This window comes from Corynebacterium sp. NML 150383 (assembly GCF_002285085.1).
GTDB classification, from domain to species: Bacteria; Actinomycetota; Actinomycetes; order Mycobacteriales; family Mycobacteriaceae; genus Corynebacterium; species Corynebacterium gottingense.
Window position 1 is genome coordinate 136,138 of record NZ_NSGK01000004.1, and the last position, 16,438, is coordinate 152,575.

The 16,438-nt window shown below is 67.5% G+C and carries 13 protein-coding genes; all 13 read right to left on the reverse strand.

Going from position 1 to position 16,438, the window contains the following annotated elements:
• The 13 genes from CKJ85_RS05945 to CKJ85_RS06005 all read right to left on the reverse strand — a co-directional run bounded on the left by CKJ85_RS05945 (window position 1) and on the right by CKJ85_RS06005 (window position 16,438).
• Window positions 1–1,506 carry an RsmB/NOP family class I SAM-dependent RNA methyltransferase gene (locus tag CKJ85_RS05945; protein ID WP_095553730.1) on the reverse strand — a complete coding sequence of 502 codons (1,506 nt, stop codon included), beginning with the start codon at window positions 1,504–1,506 and terminating at the stop codon, window positions 1–3.
• Window positions 1,503–2,435 (reverse strand): methionyl-tRNA formyltransferase, encoded by a 933-nt coding sequence (gene fmt / locus CKJ85_RS05950; RefSeq protein WP_095553731.1) that lies wholly within the window; start codon window positions 2,433–2,435, stop codon window positions 1,503–1,505. Before fmt ends, CKJ85_RS05945 begins: the two co-directional genes overlap by 4 nt.
• A gap of 108 nt (window positions 2,436–2,543) precedes the next feature.
• Entirely contained in the window at window positions 2,544–4,553 is a 2,010-nt protein-coding gene (locus CKJ85_RS05955; RefSeq protein WP_095553732.1) for a primosomal protein N', read from the reverse strand.
• Between the two features lie 19 nt (window positions 4,554–4,572).
• Window positions 4,573–5,787 carry a methionine adenosyltransferase gene (gene metK / locus CKJ85_RS05960; RefSeq protein ID WP_369825027.1) on the reverse strand — a complete coding sequence of 405 codons (1,215 nt, stop codon included), beginning with the start codon at window positions 5,785–5,787 and terminating at the stop codon, window positions 4,573–4,575.
• A 141-nt stretch (window positions 5,788–5,928) separates the two neighbouring features.
• On the reverse strand, window positions 5,929–7,155 hold the full coding sequence (gene coaBC, locus CKJ85_RS05965) for a bifunctional phosphopantothenoylcysteine decarboxylase/phosphopantothenate--cysteine ligase CoaBC (RefSeq protein ID WP_095553734.1): 1,227 nt from the start codon (window positions 7,153–7,155) through the stop codon (window positions 5,929–5,931).
• A gap of 100 nt (window positions 7,156–7,255) precedes the next feature.
• Window positions 7,256–7,555 carry a DNA-directed RNA polymerase subunit omega gene (gene rpoZ, locus CKJ85_RS05970; protein ID WP_144717015.1) on the reverse strand — a complete coding sequence of 100 codons (300 nt, stop codon included), beginning with the start codon at window positions 7,553–7,555 and terminating at the stop codon, window positions 7,256–7,258.
• Window positions 7,556–7,571: 16 nt separating this feature from the next.
• Window positions 7,572–8,165, reverse strand: a complete 594-nt coding sequence (gene gmk / locus CKJ85_RS05975) for a guanylate kinase (protein ID WP_095553735.1) — start codon at window positions 8,163–8,165, stop codon at window positions 7,572–7,574.
• A gap of 2 nt (window positions 8,166–8,167) precedes the next feature.
• Window positions 8,168–8,491: an integration host factor, actinobacterial type gene (gene mihF, locus CKJ85_RS05980; protein WP_095276401.1), complete on the reverse strand. Its 324-nt coding sequence runs from the start codon at window positions 8,489–8,491 to the stop codon at window positions 8,168–8,170.
• A 302-nt stretch (window positions 8,492–8,793) separates the two neighbouring features.
• Window positions 8,794–9,618, reverse strand: a complete 825-nt coding sequence (gene pyrF, locus CKJ85_RS05985; protein WP_095553736.1) for an orotidine-5'-phosphate decarboxylase — start codon at window positions 9,616–9,618, stop codon at window positions 8,794–8,796.
• Window positions 9,608–12,964 (reverse strand): carbamoyl-phosphate synthase large subunit, encoded by a 3,357-nt coding sequence (gene carB / locus CKJ85_RS05990; protein ID WP_095548161.1) that lies wholly within the window; start codon window positions 12,962–12,964, stop codon window positions 9,608–9,610. Before carB ends, pyrF begins: the two co-directional genes overlap by 11 nt.
• Before the next feature lie 33 nt (window positions 12,965–12,997).
• Entirely contained in the window at window positions 12,998–14,191 is a 1,194-nt protein-coding gene (gene carA / locus CKJ85_RS05995) for a glutamine-hydrolyzing carbamoyl-phosphate synthase small subunit (protein ID WP_095553737.1), read from the reverse strand.
• 9 nt (window positions 14,192–14,200) lie between these two features.
• Complete coding sequence (locus CKJ85_RS06000; RefSeq protein WP_095553738.1) at window positions 14,201–15,517, reverse strand: dihydroorotase; 1,317 nt, start codon at window positions 15,515–15,517, stop codon at window positions 14,201–14,203.
• A complete protein-coding gene (locus tag CKJ85_RS06005) occupies window positions 15,518–16,438 on the reverse strand; it encodes an aspartate carbamoyltransferase catalytic subunit (protein ID WP_095553739.1) in 921 nt (306 codons plus the stop codon).

Genomic DNA, 16,438 nt, shown 5'->3' on the forward strand with positions numbered 1-16,438 from the left:
TTACTTCTTGCGCAGGACCGCGAAGAACATCGCGTCGGTGCCGTGCCGGTGCGGCCACATCTGCACGCTCGGAAATTCGCCGGTGTGCTCCATGCCGCAGGCGAACCCGGCGGCGTCGAGTTCCTCAACCCCGCCGTCACCCAGCGCCGCGTCGACGACACCGCGCGTCTCCCGCAGGTCCGGCGAGCAGGTCGAGTACACGATGACGCCGCCGGGGCGCGCCAGGCGAATCGCGGAGGCAAGAAGCTCGGACTGCAGGGTGGTCAGCTCGGCGATGTCTCGCTCGGACTTGGTCCAGCGCGCCTCCGGGCGACGGCGCAGCGCGCCAAGGCCGGAGCAGGGGGCGTCGACAAGCACTCGATCGTAGCCCGGTGCGAGACCAGGATCTCGGCCGTCCGCGGTGTGGACGCGGACCGGGAGACCGTCGGTTGCCTTGCGAACGAGCTCGGCGCGGTGCGCGCTGCTCTCCACGGCGTCGACCGACGCGCCGTCGATGCGCGCGAGCGCGCCCATCAGCGCCGCCTTGCCACCGGGCCCCGCACACAAGTCAAGCCATTTGCCTTGATCTCCCTCGACGGGCACCTCGGCAACGGCGCGTGCGATGAGCTGCGAGCCCTCGTCCTGCACGGCGGCGAGCCGCTCACGAACCGGCTCGAGCTGACCCGGATCGCCCTCATCGAGGTACACCGCGTACGGGGAGTATGTCCCTTCCTCCCCGCCGATGCTCAGCGCCAGCTCCTCGGCGGAGAGCTCGCCGGGCCGGGCGACCAGGTGCACGGTGGGGCGAGCCGAATCCGACTCGAGGGCGCGCTCCAGCTCGGCCAGCTGGTCGGGCGAGGATTCGCTGTCGAGCCCGAGCGCGGCGAAAAAGGAGCGTGCGATCCAGGCCGGGTGCGCGTGGCGGAACGCCGCCGCCTCCAGCGCGCCGGAGGGCGTGAGCCGGTCAAACCACTGCTGTGGCGTGGAGCGGTCGATCGTGCGCAGGATGCCATTGGCAAAGCCCTTCGCTTTGCCTTGGCCGGCGGCCTCGACCAGCCGCACCGACGTGTCGACCGCCGCGTGCGAGGACACACGGGTGTAGAGCAGCTGGTAGGTGCCCAGGCGAAGCGCCGCCAGCACCCGCGGGTCGATCCGGTCCAGCTCACGCGAGGAGTTCTCCGCGATCACCGCGTCCAGCACGCCCTGCGTGCGCAGCGCACCGTACGTCAGCTCGGTGGCAAACGCCGCGTCGCGCCCGGAGATCTTGCGCTCCCGCAGCAGCGCCGGCAGCGCCAGGTTCGCGTACGCGCCTTCCTCGCTCACACGGAGCAGCACGTCAAAGGCCGCCTCTCGCGCCGCGTCTCCAGTGCGCGTAGCAGGACCCCGCTTGTTGGCGCCACCACGCCGGCTCGCCTGGCCGCGGCGGTCACCGCGGCCGCTTTTCTGCCCCTTGCGCTCGGGCTCCTGGTTGCGCGCTGTCTCCTGGCTGCGCCGCCCTGCCGAGCGGGATCGGAATCCTCCGCTCATGCGAACACCACTCCCTGCTCAATCTGCGCCGGCTGCAGGCCGCGGCCCCAGTCGGCGGCGTTCATCCGCTTCTTTCCCGGCGGCTGGATCATGCCCAACACCACGTCCTGCGTCGCAGTGCCCACGACAACCCGGTTTTTTTCCACTCGCACCGCGCCGGGCGCGAGTGTGTCTTCGCCGGTAAGCGCGACGGGGCCCAGCTTGTAACGGTCGTCGCCCACCGTCGTCCACGCGCCGGGGCCCGGGGTGTGGGCTCGCACGGCGCGGTCGATGTCGGCGGCGGGTGCGGACCAGTCCACGCGGGCGTCGGCAGGCACGATCTTGGGCGCGTAGGTGGCCTCCCCCGATTGCGGCGTGGGTGTGATCGTGCCATTTTCGAGCCCCGTCATGGTGTCCACGAGGAGGTCCGCGCCGGCGTAGGCCAGGCGCGTAAGCAGATCGTCGGCGGTGTCCTCCGCGCCGATGGTCTCGGTGATGGTGCCGAGGACCTCGCCGGTGTCCAGACCTTTGTCAATGCGGAAGGTGCTCGCGCCCGTCTCCGTATCACCGGCGAGGATCGCGGACTGGACCGGCGCCGCGCCGCGCCACCGTGGCAGGAGCGAAAAGTGCAGGTTGACCCACCCGTGCCTCGGTATGCCCAGCATGTCCTCGGGGATGAGATTGCCGTACGCCACCACCGGGATTGCGTCCGGCGCCAGCGCCGTGAGTCGGTCCCGAATCTCCTCGTTTTCGCGCAAGCTCTCCGGTGCCAGGACCTCGATGCCGTGCTCGACCGCGAGCGCCTTGACCGGCGAGGGGTGCAGCGTACGGCCGCGCCCGCGCCGCGCGTCGGGCCGAGTGAGCACCGCCACGACCTCGTGCTGTGAATCAATGAGTCGCTGCAACGCCACCACCGCTGGTTCCGGGGTGCCGGCGAACACTAGCCGCATATCTTTCTCCTCCCCCGGTCGCCCGGGCTTATCGACGTCACCGCCCCCGCACCACTCGTGCGCCGCAGGCAGCGTTTGCCCGCCCAGTCTACTGCTCCACCGCGGCGCCTAACCCACGTCTATCGGGTTGACCTGAACGCGCAGGGGAAGGGTCTGCCGCCGCGCCGCCCGGTTGATCAGTCCGGTGCGGAGCGCCGAACCTAGCGCGGCGCGGCCATGGAGCGGTGAGCGCACGAGCATCCGCTGGGCCGGGCCGTACTCGCCCCGGTCCCATTCACCCGGGACGTCGATTCCCGGCGGGAGGTCGACCGGACCGAGCACCTCCGCGTGGTCCGGCAACTCCACGTTGCCAAAGAAGTCGTCCAACGCCTTGCGCGGCGCGTCCACCACAGCGATGTGCACCGCGGGCGGGAAGCGGGCGTCCCGCCGCTGCGCCAGCTCGAGTGCCGCGTGCCCGCGGGCGTCCCACCGGATCAGGTGCTGCACGACCGGGAGCGACGGCTCCGCGACCACGACAACCTCGCCGCCGTCGGCGTGCGGCTGCACGAGCGCGGCAGCGGCCGCCCACTTGGCGTACGTGTCCTCCACCGCCCGCAGGTCCGGCCGCTGCAGCAGCGCCCACACGTCCAGCAGCACGGCCGCGCCGTAGCCTCCATCCGCAACCGGCTCAGCCCCCGGGGTGGCCACAATGATCGCCGGCTCCGCAGGCACGGCATCCAGGACCTTGTCGCCCCACGATGTGCGCACCCGGAACTGCGCGAACGCCCTGCCAAGCTCCTCTGCCGTGCGCTCGGTGCCCAGCACCATCGCGCGCACCCGTTTCGACCCGCACTCCGGACAAACGTGCGCCGGGTCCATGCGGCCGCACCACCGACACGTCGGCGCCGACGCCTCGCCGCCGGCGGGCAGGCCGAGCGGGCCGTTGCACCACCTGCAGCGCGCCGGCGCGCGGCACTGCCCGCAGGCCAGGGACTGGATGTAGCCGGTGCGCGGGACCTGGAAGAGCACCGGCGTCCCGCGGCGCAGCGCAGCGCGCGCGGCCATGAAGGCCGCCGACGGCATCCTTGCCTGCCGCGCCCGGGGGTCCCGCTCCATAGCGGCGTCCGAGTCCCCCGCCGCGTGGATGCGTGGGCTGACCTGCCGGAGCACCGCCCGCGGGGCGAGCAGCTCGTGCATCCAACCGCGCTCCACAAACAGCTGCGTTTCCGCGGTCCGCGCATGCCCGCCGATGATCAGCGGCACCTGCTCCTGCGCCGAGCGGGTGGTGAGTACTTCGCGTGCGTGAGCGTAGGGCGCGCGGGGGTCGACCAGGCTCTCGTCCCCATCGTGCATGAGCACTATCAACCGCAAGTTGCGCACGGGGGCAAACGCCGCCGAGCGGGTCCCCACCACGATCCGGCCCTGGCCGTGCAAGATCGAGAGGTAGCGCGAGTACCGCGCCTGCGGCCCCTGCTTCGCGGTGAGCGTGGTCACCTGGCGCGCCGAAACGTACTCGCGCAGCGCTGCTTCGCACCGGTCCACGTCGCGTTGGTCGGGCACGACGACGAGCGCGCCGCCCCCGCTGAGCGCGACCTTCGCGGCGAGCGCCCCCACTGTCGCGGCCCAGTCCTCGCCAGGCACGACCTGCCAGGCGGCGCGTGCGAGTTTCCCGTCCAGGACTGCGTCGACAAAGCTCTCCCCGTATTGATAGGAGCTCCACGCAGAGAGGTCTGGCTCGGTCGCCTCCCCCAGCTCGTCCCAGGGCGTCGACGTATCGGTCTCCTCGGCTTTGGCGTGGCGCGCCGGGATGGCGGAGCGGTAGATGTCGGAGCGGACGCCGGCGTAGCGCTGCGCGAGGGCGTCGATAAGCAAGCGCAACTGCTCTGGCGCAACGACCTCCGGCGAGATGACGCGCTCGATGAAGCGAAGGTTCCCCTCGTGCGAGGAGACCGCAGTGCGCTCGAGCACAATCGCGTCCACCAGTCGGCCCGCAAAGCGGATCCGCACCCGCACCCCGGGCTGCGCGGCCTCGGAGTCGCCCTCTGTGACCAGGTAGTCGAAGGTGCGGTCCAGCTGCGCCAGGCCCAACATCGGCAGCACCCGCGCGACGGGGTACTGGGTTGCGGGCGACGACGACATGGTGCCCGAGTTTAGCGCACTAGCTGGCGGCGGCCTTGAGCTCCTCCGCCTTGTTCAACTGCTCCCACGGCAGCTCCACATCGGTGCGGCCGAAGTGCCCGTACGCTGCGGTTTGGGCGTAGATCGGGCGCAGCAGGTCAAGCTCGCGGATGATCGCGGCAGGTCGGAGATCAAAGACCTTCTCCACGGCCTGCTGGATCGTGGCATCCGTCTGCCCCTCGGCGGCGGTGTCGAAGGTCTCCACGTACAGGCCCACCGGGGTGGCGCGGCCAATGGCGTACGCCACCTGGACCTCGACGCGCTCCGCCAGGCCCGCGGCGACGATATTCTTGGCCACCCAGCGCATTGCGTACGCGGCCGAGCGGTCCACCTTTGAGGGGTCCTTGCCCGAGAACGCCCCGCCGCCGTGGCGAGCCATGCCGCCGTAGGTGTCCACGATGATCTTGCGGCCGGTCAGCCCGGCGTCCCCCATCGGGCCGCCGAGCACAAACGAGCCGGACGGGTTCACCAGCAGCTTCGTGTCCGGCGTGTAGTACTGCTCCAAACCGGCGTCCTTGACTACCCACTCGAGCACCTCGGTACGCAGGGCGTTGCGCAGCGGATCGCCGGTGAAGTCCGGGTCGTGCTGCGTGGAAATTACCACCGTGTCCAGTGCGACAGGGGTGTTGCCGTCGTAGGCAAAGGTGACCTGGGTCTTGCCGTCGGGGCGCAGGCCCACCACTTTGCCCATCTTGCGCACCTCGGTGAGCCTCCGCGCAAGGCGGTGCGCGGTGGAAATGGGAAGCGGCATGTACTCCGGCGTTTCATTCGTGGCGTACCCAAACATGAGGCCCTGGTCGCCGGCACCGGCCTGATCGTCCGCCTCCGCGGAGGACTGCTCGCGGACCTCCTGCGAGGTCGACACACCCTCCGAAATCTCCAGCGACTGGTCACCGATCGCGATGTTGACGCCGCACGTACGCCCGTCGAACCCCACTTCGGACGACGTAAAGCCGATGCTGACCAGCTTGTCGCGCACGATCTTCGCAATGTTGGAGTACGCCGTCGTGTTGACCTCGCCCACCACGTGCACCTGTCCGGTGGTGACCAGAGTCTCTACAGCCACGCGCGCTGCGGGATCCTGCGCGAGCATGTCGTCCAGGATGGCGTCTGAGATGGCATCGCAGATCTTATCGGGGTGGCCCTCGGTCACCGACTCGCTGGTGAACAAACGGTAGTAAGGATCAGTAGACAAAATGGTCTCGCTTTCGGTGCAGCACTGTTTCGTATCTCATCGCCGTGCAGGCTAAGCGCGAGCGGGGCGAACGCTTAACGACGCCACCTCGCCCCACGCGAATGAACACCACGATAGACCAAGCTGTCTAAGTTGGCAACGTTATGCTTCCGTGTCGTGCCCCGCGGCCTCAATCGCGCTCCAGATCTGCGCCGCGACCTCGTGCTTGGTGCCGTCCTCAATCGTGGCGACCCCGCCGTCGCGCGACAGCAACCACCCCGAGTTCCGGGCTTGCCCAAATACCTTGCCGCCCGAGACGTCGTTGACCATCAGGAGGTCCGCACCCTTGCGTGCCAGCTTTGCCTTCCCATACTCCAGCGCGTTATCCGTCTCAGCCGCGAACCCCATAATCGCCGCCGTCGTCTCCCCGTTGTCACGCATGTCAACGAGCCCACGCAGGATGTCCGGGTTTTCTACCAGCTCGATGCGCTCTAGCGACGCATCGGCCTGCCCCTTCTTCAGCTTCGAGGTCGCCTCGTGCGCCGGCCGGTAATCTGCCACGGCGGCGGCCATGATCACCACATCCGCCTCGGGAGCACGCGAGCGCATCTCGCGCTCCATGTCGCGGGTCGAGGTCACCCGTACCACGTCTGCACCAGCCGGGGTCTCCAGCGCCTCCGTGTTTCCCGCAACCACAGTGACCTGCGCGCCCTTGTGCGCGGCAATATCGGCCAGTGCAAAGCCCTGGCGCCCGGAGGACCGATTGCCCACGTACCGGACCGGGTCGATGTTTTCCTGCGTGCCCCCGGCGCTGACCAGCACGCGCTTGCCCTCCAGCGGGCGGCCCAGCGGCCCGATCGTGGCGACCGTGCGCGCAAGCTCCGCAATCGCCTGAGGCTCGAGCAACCGACCGGGGCCAGAGTCCTTCCCGGTCAGCCGCCCGTGCGCGGGCTCCAGGACCGTCACCCCACGGCTGCGCAGCGTGGCCACGTTCGCTTGCGTGGCAGCGTTGTGCCACATCTCCGTGTGCATCGCCGGTGCCACGACGACGGGGCACGTGGCCACGAGCACCGTCGCGGTCAGGAGGTCGTCCGCGCGCCCCGCTGCAATGCGCGCGATCACGTCCGCGGTCGCCGGGGCCACCACAATCAGGTCAGCCTCCTGACCAATGCGAACGTGCTGCACGTCGTCGACCCGCTCGAAGACACCGGTGTCCACCGGGTGCCCGGACAGCGCCTCGAATGTGGCGGCGCCGACGAAGTTGAGCGCGTTGGCGGTCGGGACCACGCGGACGTCGTCCCCCGCCTCTTTGAAGTCTCTGATCAGGTGGCAGGCTTTGTATGCCGCGATACCGCCGGCGACGCCGACGACTACGTTGCGTTGACTCATGGTGGCCTAGTCTACGCAAACGGCACCACCCGCAAACCCAATGCAGGCTTGCTCGGTGGTGCCGATTCGATGTCTCAGGCGACGCGGGGCCGCCGAGGCGTTACTGGCCCTCTTCGTGCTCGAGGAGACCAGCCTGGATCTCACGCAGCGCAATGGACAGCGGCTTCTCCCCCGCCTCCGGGGTGACCAGCGGGCCGACGAACTCAAACACGCCGTCCTCGGAATCCTGGTAGAAGCTGTTGATCTGGCGTGCGCGCTTCGCGGCGAAGATAACCAGTGCGTACTTGGACGACACCTTGGTCAGCAGCTCATCAATCGGAGGCGCAGTAATGCCTTCGGGTGCGTCGTAGGACTTGTCCTCGGTAGCTTCCGGGGCTGCCTGCGACGGTTCCTCAGTAATGTTGCTCACTAAAAACCTACTCGCTTGTGTTGTTGTTCGATGTATTCATCAGGATGCTGGCAATTGCCGCGACGGCCGAATCCACGTCATCGTTGACCACAACGCTATCAAACTCATCCTGAGCGTTGAGCTCTTCACGAGCCGTGGTGAGACGACGCTGAATCACGTCCTCGGTCTCGGTGCCACGCCCGGACAGGCGCTGCACCAGAATCTCCCACGACGGCGGGGCAAGGAACACCGTTCTTGCCTCCGGCATCAACTGCTTGATGTTGCGAGCCCCGGCGAGGTCAACCTCCACGAGCACGGGGCGACCGGCTGAGAGGGCCTCACGCACCGGACCGGACGGGGTGCCGGAACGCTGCAGGCCGCCGTGAATGTCGGCCCACTCCAGCATCTCCCCCGCGTCAATCCGGCGCTGGAAGTCATCAGCGCTGACGAAGAAGTAGTCCTCCCCGTCGACCTCGCCCGGGCGGGGTGCCCGGGTGGTCATAGAGACGGAGAAATAAAGATCCGGGACGTCGCTGACAAGCCGCCGCACCACTGTCGATTTCCCTACAGCGGAGGGCCCGGCCAGGACGACCAGGCTCCCACGCGGCGCTGTCTCAGCCATCTCTAGTCCTCGGAGAAGCCGAAGCGTTCCAGCAGGGCGCGACGCTGACGCTCGCCCAGGCCGCGCAGACGGCGGGTCTGTGCGATTTCCAGCTCTTCCATGATCTCGCGGGCCTTGACCTTGCCCACCTTCGGCATCGCCTCGAGCAGTGCGGAGACCTTGGTCTTACCAATGATCTCGTCGGACTCAGCCTTGTCCAGCACGTCCTTGAGGTCGGTGTCGCCGCGCTTCAGCGAAGCCTTCAGCTCTGCGCGCTGCTTACGTGCCTCGGCTGCCTTTGCAAGTGCTGCCTTACGCTGCTCATCAGTCAACTGTGGAAGTGCCACTGGTTCCTCCATGTGTGTAGTAGTACGTATCGGTCCAGTTCTACCGAAGCCGTCAAGCCGAGACCACCACACGAATCCACAGGGCCGTTCAACAGCCCGAATGCCATCCGTGCAACTCTCAGTTCTGGCTAAGTGTAGCACTGGGTCAGATCCTCCGCGCCGACGCGCGCCGGGGAGCGTGCCCCGGCCACCGCACCGCAACCGCGGCCCGATGCGTCAAAGGATTTAACCACGTCAACGCGTTGACGGAACTAAACTACCAGGGTTTTTGCCCAGAAGCGCAAACGACCCCGGCGAAGCTCCTATTTTGCCAGCTCACCGGCCCGGTCGCGAAGTTTCCCCACGTCAGGGCCAGCGCTGAGCACGGACCGCGAGACGTTCGGAAACACCAGCCGCGCCTGCGCGCCGGCGATGCGCGCCACGTCATCCATCGTGGCGCCCTGCGCGCCCACCCCGGGCATGAGCACCGGCGCGTTGAGGCGCTCAAGCAGGGGCGGCTTGCCGACGGTCGCGCCCACCACGACCCCAACGTGACCGATTCCGGATTCGGCATCGCCGTTGTACGCCGCGCACCCGTCGACCATGTACTGGGCGATCGTGCGGTCGTCGATAAGCGAGCTCTGGAACGCCTCCGCCTCCGGGTTTGAGTTCGCGGCCATGATGAACACGCCCTTGCCGTGCTGGCCGGCCAACTCGATGGCGGGCTCCAGCGAGCCGACGCCGAGGTATGGCGTCAGCGTGACCGCGTCGGCCTCCAGCGGAGCGCCCGGCTCCAGCCAGGCGGCCGCGTAGCCGGCCATGGTCGAGCCGATGTCGCCGCGCTTCGCATCCGCCACCGAGAGGGTGCCGCGCTCGCGCAGTGACGCCAGCGTCTCCTCCAGGACCGCAAAGCCGCGCGCGCCGAAGCGCTCAAAGAACGCGACCTGCGGCTTCACCAAGGCGACGTGCCCGGCGAACGCCTCGACGCAGATCTCCGCGAAGCGGCGCAAGCCGTCGACGGAATCTGGGAGGCCCCACTGCTTAAGCAGCGCGGCGTGCGGGTCGATGCCGACGCACAGCCGACCGTGGCGCTCGCCCGCGGCGACGAGACGTCCGCCGAACCCGGGCTGCGGGGCGCTACTCGGCATCGGCGCTCGCCTCTTCCTTGGCTGCGTGCTCGAGCTCCTGCAGGCTCATCACGGTGATCTCGTTGTCCCGGATCGCCTCGATGCCCTGCACGGCCGCGGTCACGCCCTGCACCGTGGTCATGATCGGCACGCCAGCGACGACGGCCGCCGCGCGGATGTCGTACCCGTCGTGGCGGGCGCCGGAGGAACCGGCCGGGGTGTTGAGGATCAGGTCGATCTCGCCGTCGTTAATGCGGTCCACAATCGAGGTCCCCTCGCCGCCCTCGCGCACCTCGGAGGCCTTCTGGGCGACCTCGCACTCGATGCCGTTGCGGCGCAGCATCTGGGCGGTGCCGGCCGTAGCCACCACCTTGAAGCCCATGGTGTACAGGCGCTGGATCGGGAAGATGAGGGTGCGCTTGTCGCGGTTGGCCACCGAGACGAAGACAGTCCCCTCGGTGGGCAAGGCGCCAAACGCTGCGGTCTCCGCCTTCGCGTACGCCACGCCGAAGGACGGGGCAAGGCCCATCACCTCGCCCGTGGACTTCATCTCCGGGCCAAGGATGGTATCCAGCAGCGAGCCGTCTGGGCGACGGAAGCGCGTGAACGGGAGGACCGCCTCCTTCACCGCGATCGGGTGCTCCAGCGGGAGGGAGCCGCCGTCGTAGTCCGACGGGATCAGGCCCTCCTCGCGCAGCTGCGCGATGGAGGCGCCCATCATGATGCGCGACGCGGCCTTGGCCAGGTGCACGCCCGTCGCCTTCGACACGAACGGGACGGTGCGCGAGGCGCGCGGGTTTGCCTCGATGACGTAGAGGATGTCGTCCTTCAGCGCGAACTGCACGTTCATCAGGCCCTTGACGCCGATCCCGTGCGCCAGCGCCTCCGCGGAGCGGCGCACCTTGGCAATGTCGTCCGGGCCGAGTGTCATCGGCGGCAGCGCGCAACCGGAGTCGCCGGAGTGGATGCCCGCCTCCTCGATGTGCTCCATGACGCCGCCGAGGTAGACCTCGTCGCCGTCGCACAGCACGTCCACGTCGATCTCGATCGCGGAGTCCAGGAAGCGGTCCACCAGCACCGGGTGGTCCGGCGACAGCTCGGTGGCGCGCTCAATGTAGTCGTGCAGGCTCGCCTCGTCGTAGACGATCTCCATGCCGCGGCCGCCCAGCACGTAGGAGGGGCGTACGAGCACCGGGTAGCCGATACCGTTGGCCACCTCGCGGGCCTCATCGAAGGACGTTGCGGTGCCGTAGGCCGGTGCCGGCAGGTTCGCTGCGGTAAGCACGTCGCCGAACTCGCCGCGGTCCTCCGCCAGGTCGATGGCTTCCGGGCTGGTGCCCACGACGGGCACACCGGCGTCGGCAAGCCTCTGCGCCAGGCCCAGCGGGGTCTGGCCGCCGAGCTGGACAATCACGCCAGCCACCGTGCCGGACGCCTGCTCGGCGCGGTAGATCTCCATGACGTCCTCGAACGTCAGCGGCTCGAAGTAGAGGCGGTCTGCGGTGTCGTAGTCGGTGGAGACGGTCTCCGGGTTGCAGTTGACCATCACCGTCTCGTAGCCAATGCGCGACAGCTCAAGGGCCGCGTGCACGCACGAGTAGTCGAACTCAATGCCCTGGCCGATGCGGTTGGGGCCGGAACCGAGGATGATGACCTTCTCGCGGCCGGTCTCGGCGACTTCGGACTCCGCGTTCGGGTCCATCTCGTAGGCCGAGTAGTGATACGGCGTCTGCGCCTCGAACTCACCCGCGCAGGTGTCCACCGTCTTGAACACGGGGTGGATGCCCAGCGACCAGCGCAGGGAGCGCACGCCGTCCTCGCCGGCCAGCTCCGGGCGCAGCGCGGCGATCTGGGCGTCGGACAGCCCGTACGTTTTGGCCTCGCGGAGGAGGTCGGCGTCGAGCACGGGGGCGTCGGCAAGCGTGCTCCTGAAGTCCACAAGCGCCTGCAGCTCGGCGAGGAACCAGGGGTCGATACCGCTGGCCTCGTGCACGAGCTCGATCGACGCGCCGAGGCGCAGGGCCAGCTCGACGTCGTACATGCGCTTGTCCGTCGGCGTCTTCAGGTCATCCAGCACGGCGTTGAGGTCCTGCTCGCGGCCTTCCGCGAAGTACTCGTCGGGCCTGGTCCAGAAACCGTTCGGCTTGTCCTCCATCGAGCGCATGACCTTGTTCAGGCTCTGGATGTAGTTGCGGCCAATGCCCATGGCCTCGCCGACCGCCTTCATGGAGGTACCGAGGGTGTCGTCGCTGCCCGGGAACTTCTCAAAGGCAAAGCGCGGCATCTTGGCAATAACGTAGTCCAGGGTCGGCTCGAACGCCGCCGGGGTCTCGCCGGTGATGTCGTTGGTGATCTCGTCGAGGGTGTAGCCGATGGCCAGCAGCGAGGCGATCTTTGCAATCGGGAAGCCAGTGGCTTTCGACGCCAGTGCGGACGAGCGCGAGACGCGCGGGTTCATCTCGATGGTGATGATGCGGCCATCGTCCGGGTTGACCGCGAACTGAATGTTGCAGCCGCCGGTGTCCACGCCGACCTCGCGGATGATCGCGATACCCTGGTCGCGCATGGTCTGGTACTCGCGATCGGTGAGCGTCAGCGCGGGCGCCACGGTGACGGAGTCGCCGGTGTGCACGCCGAGCGCGTCAACGTTTTCGATGGACGCGATGACCACGACGTTGTCGTCGCCGTCGCGCATGAGCTCCAGCTCGTACTCCTTCCAGCCGAGGATGGATTCCTCGATGAGCACGTTGGCCTCCGGGCTGGCCTCTAGGCCGCCACCGGCGATGCGGTCCAGGTCCTCCATGGAAAACGCCAGGCCGGAGCCGAGTCCACCCATGGTGAAGGACGGGCGCACGACGACGGGCAGTCCCAGCTCGGCGACGGTCTCGTGGACCTCGTCCATGTTGAAGCAGACTCGGGAGCGCGCAGACTCGCCGCCGATTTTGGCAACGATGTCCTTGAACTTCTGGCGGTCTTCGCCGCGCTCGATGGCGTCAATATTTGCGCCGATGAGCTCCACGCCGTGCTTGGCCAGGATGCCCTGGCGGTCCAGCTGGATCGCAGCGTTGAGGGCGGTCTGGCCGCCGAGGGTTGCCAGGATGGCGTCCACCGGGTTGCCCTGCTCGGCCTCGCGGGCGAGGATCTTGTCAATGTATTCGGGCTCGATCGGCTCGACGTAGGTGTGGTCGGCGAACTCCGGGTCGGTCATGATGGTGGCCGGGTTGGAGTTGATGAGGGTCACGCGCAGACCCTCCTCCTTGAGCACGCGGCACGCCTGGGTACCCGAGTAGTCAAACTCGCAGGCTTGACCGATGACGATTGGCCCGGAACCGATAACCAGGACGTGGTTGATGTCGTTGCGTTTCATCGTGAATTCTCCCTTGTGTTTCCTGGTTCCTGGTTACTGTGCGTTCGGGCTGTGCTGCTGCATGAGCTCGATGAACTGATCAAACAGCGGGTTCGCGTCGTGCGGTCCGGCGGCAGACTCCGGGTGGAACTGCACCGAGTACGCCATGCCGTTTTCCAGCGCGACGCCCTCCATGGTGTCGTCGTTCAGGCAGGTGTGCGACACCACGGCCGGGCCGAAGTCGGTGTCGAACTTCTCGCCCACGCCAACGCCGTCCGGCGCCTTCAGCGCGAAGCCGTGGTTCTGCGAGGTGATGTCGATCTTGCCGGTCAGGTGGTTCTTCACCGGCACGTTGATGCCGCGGTGGCCGAACTTCATCTTGAAGGTCTCCAGCCCCAGCGCGCGGCCGAGGATCTGGTTGCCAAAGCAGATGCCAAACAGCGGCAGCTTCTGTTCGAGGACCTTGCGGGTGATGTCCACCATCTCATCGGCGGTCGCCGGGTCGCCCGGACCGTTGGAGATGAATACGCCATCCGGGTTGTACTGAGTGATCTCCTCAAAGGGAGTGTTCGCAGGCACGACGATGGTCTCCACCCCGCGCTTGGCCAGGTGGTTCGGGGTCGCCGTCTTCACGCCCATGTCGTACGCCACGACGGTGAAGCGCTTCTCCCCTTGCGCCTTGACCGTATACGGCTCGTCCGCGCTGACCTCGGCGGACAGGTCGGCTCCAGCCATGCTCGGCTGCTCGTTCACCAGCGCCACAAGCTTATCGACGCTCTGTGCGGCGTCCTCCCCCACAAAAATGCCAGCCGGAATGGAACCAAAATTCCGCAGGTGGCGCACCACGGAGCGGGTGTCAATGCCGCTGATGCCCACGATGCCCTGGTTGCGCATCTCCTCTTCCAGCGAACGCTCCGCGCGCCAGCTAGAGACCCGCTTGGACAGGTCGCGGATGATCAGGCCGGCGACCCAGATGCGGTTGCCGCGGGACTCATTGTCCTCGTCGTTCCAGCCGGTATTGCCAATCTGCGGTGCCGTCATCACGACGATCTGGCGGTGGTAGGACGGGTCCGTCATGGTCTCCTGGTAGCCGCTCATGCCAGTGGTGAAGACGGCTTCGCCGTACACCGGCTCGCTCGTCGCGGAGTCCTGCGAGTCGCAATCAGCCGAGACGGCGCCAAAGGCGGTTCCGCGGTAGACGTTGCCGTCTCCGAGCACGAGTGCCGCAGGGATTCGAGATTCAGTCATGGTGGTTCCTTACTTCGTGCTGGTTGTGGTGTCGCTTGGGGTGGCGCGGTAGGTCACCTCGCCGCGCAGCAGCGTCAGTGCCACGCTAGTGGAAAACTCGGTGCCTTCGTAGGGCGTGTTCGAGGCCTTCGAGCGGAGCTCGTCGCCGTGTACGGTCCACGCGGCACCCGGGTCCACGAGCACCAGGTTGGCTGGCTCGCCCTCCGCAATCGGCCGGCCCTGGTCGGCCAGGCGCAGGATCTCCGCGGGGCGCTCGCTCATTACCTTGGCCACGAAGCGCCAATCTGCCAGGCCGGATTCGACGAAGACCTTGGCAATGATGGCCAGCGAGGTCTCCAGCCCGAGCATGCCCGGCTTCGCGTGTTCGAACTCCACGCACTTGTCCTCGGAGCCGTGCGGCGCGTGGTCAGTGGCCACGACGTCCACGGTGCCGTCGAGCAGCGCGTCGCGCAGCGCGACTGTGTCGCGGGACTCGCGAAGCGGCGGGTTGACGCGGAAAACGCCATCGTAGGTTTCCAGCTTCTCGTCCGTGAGGAGCAGGTGGTGCGGGGTAACCTCGGCGCTTACCGCGATGCCCTGGGACTTCGCCCACCGCAGCAGTTCCACGGTGCCCTCGGTCGAGGCGTGGCAGATGTGCAGGCGCCCGCCGTAGTCGCGCGTCATGATCACGTCGCGTGCCACCACCGATTCCTCGGCGACGCGCGGCCAGCCGCCCAAACCGAGTCGTGCGGCCACCTCGCCCTCGTGCGCGACCGAGTCCGCGGTCATGCGGTGGTCCTCGGCGTGCTGAGCCAGCAGGACGTCGTACGCCTTCGCGTACTCCACCGCGCGGCGCATCACCTGCGGGTTGTTGACGCACTTTCCGTCGTCGGAAAACATCCGCACGTGGCCGCGGCTCATCAGGCCGATCTCGCTGAGCTGCTCACCTTGAAGCCCCTGCGTGATCGCGCCAACAGGGTACACGTCGCACTTCCCGTAGGCCTGGCCCTTTTCCCACACGGCGTCAGCCAAAAACGGCTGATCAATCACCGGGCTAGTGTTCGCCATGGTGAACACGGCGGTGAACCCACCCTTCGCGGCGGCGTCAGAGCCGGTGGCGATGGTCTCGGTGTCCTCGCGGCCCGGCTCGCGCAAGTGGACGTGCATGTCCACCAGGCCCGGCAGAAGCACCTTCCCTTTCGCGTCGATGACCTCGGCGTCCTTGACGCTCTCGGCGTCGTTGACGTCGAGTTCGGTGCCGATGGCGGTGATCACGCCACCGTCGATAAGCACCTGCACCTCGTCCTCGCCGTACGGGCGCACGTTCTTCAACAGAATCTTTGCCATTTACTTTTCCTCTCCCGCAAGCAGCGTAAACAGCACGGCCATGCGCGTGTAGACACCGTTGGTTACCTGCTGCAACACCGCCGTGTTCTGGCGCTCCGCAACAGCAAAATTGATTTCCATTCCGCGCAACATCGGGCCCGGGTGCATGATGATCGCGCCGTCCTTCATGCGTTCCGCGCGAGCCGCGCTCAGCCCGTACAGCGAGGCGTACTCGCGGTGCGAGGGGAAGAAGCCGCCGTGCATGCGCTCGGCCTGCACGCGGAGCATCATCACCACGTCCGCGTCCGCAATCTCCGCGTCCAAGTCGTAAGCCACGCGCGCTGGCCAGTGCTCGACCCCGGTGGGCAGCAGGGTTGGCGGCGCGACCAGCACGACTTCCGCGCCGAGCAGCGTGAGCAGGTCAACGTTGGAGCGGACCACGCGCGAGTGCACGATGTCGCCCACGATGACCACCTTGCGCCCGGCGATCTCGCCGATGCGCTGGCGCATGGTCACCGCGTCCAGCAGGGCCTGGGTCGGGTGCTGGTGTTTGCCGTCGCCGGCGTTAATGATGCTGGTCTCCGGCAGCCACTGCGTGAGCAGCTTCGCGGCACCGGATGCGGAGTGTCGCATGATGATGGCATCGGCGCCGACCGACTGCACCGTGAGCGCCGTGTCTTTGAGGGACTCGCCCTTTTTCACCGAGGAGCTGGAAGCGGAAATGTTGATCACGTCCGCGCTCATCCACTTGCCCGCGGTCTCGAACGAGGAACGCGTGCGGGTGGAGTTCTCGTAGAACAGGGTGAAGATGGTGCGCCCACGAAGTGTGGGCAACTTCTTGATGTCGCGGCCGTCCAGGGCTTCCTTGAAACGGTCGGCCTCATCCATGATCGCGATGGCGTCGTCGCGGGTGAGATCCGCGATGTCAACGAGGTGTTTCAT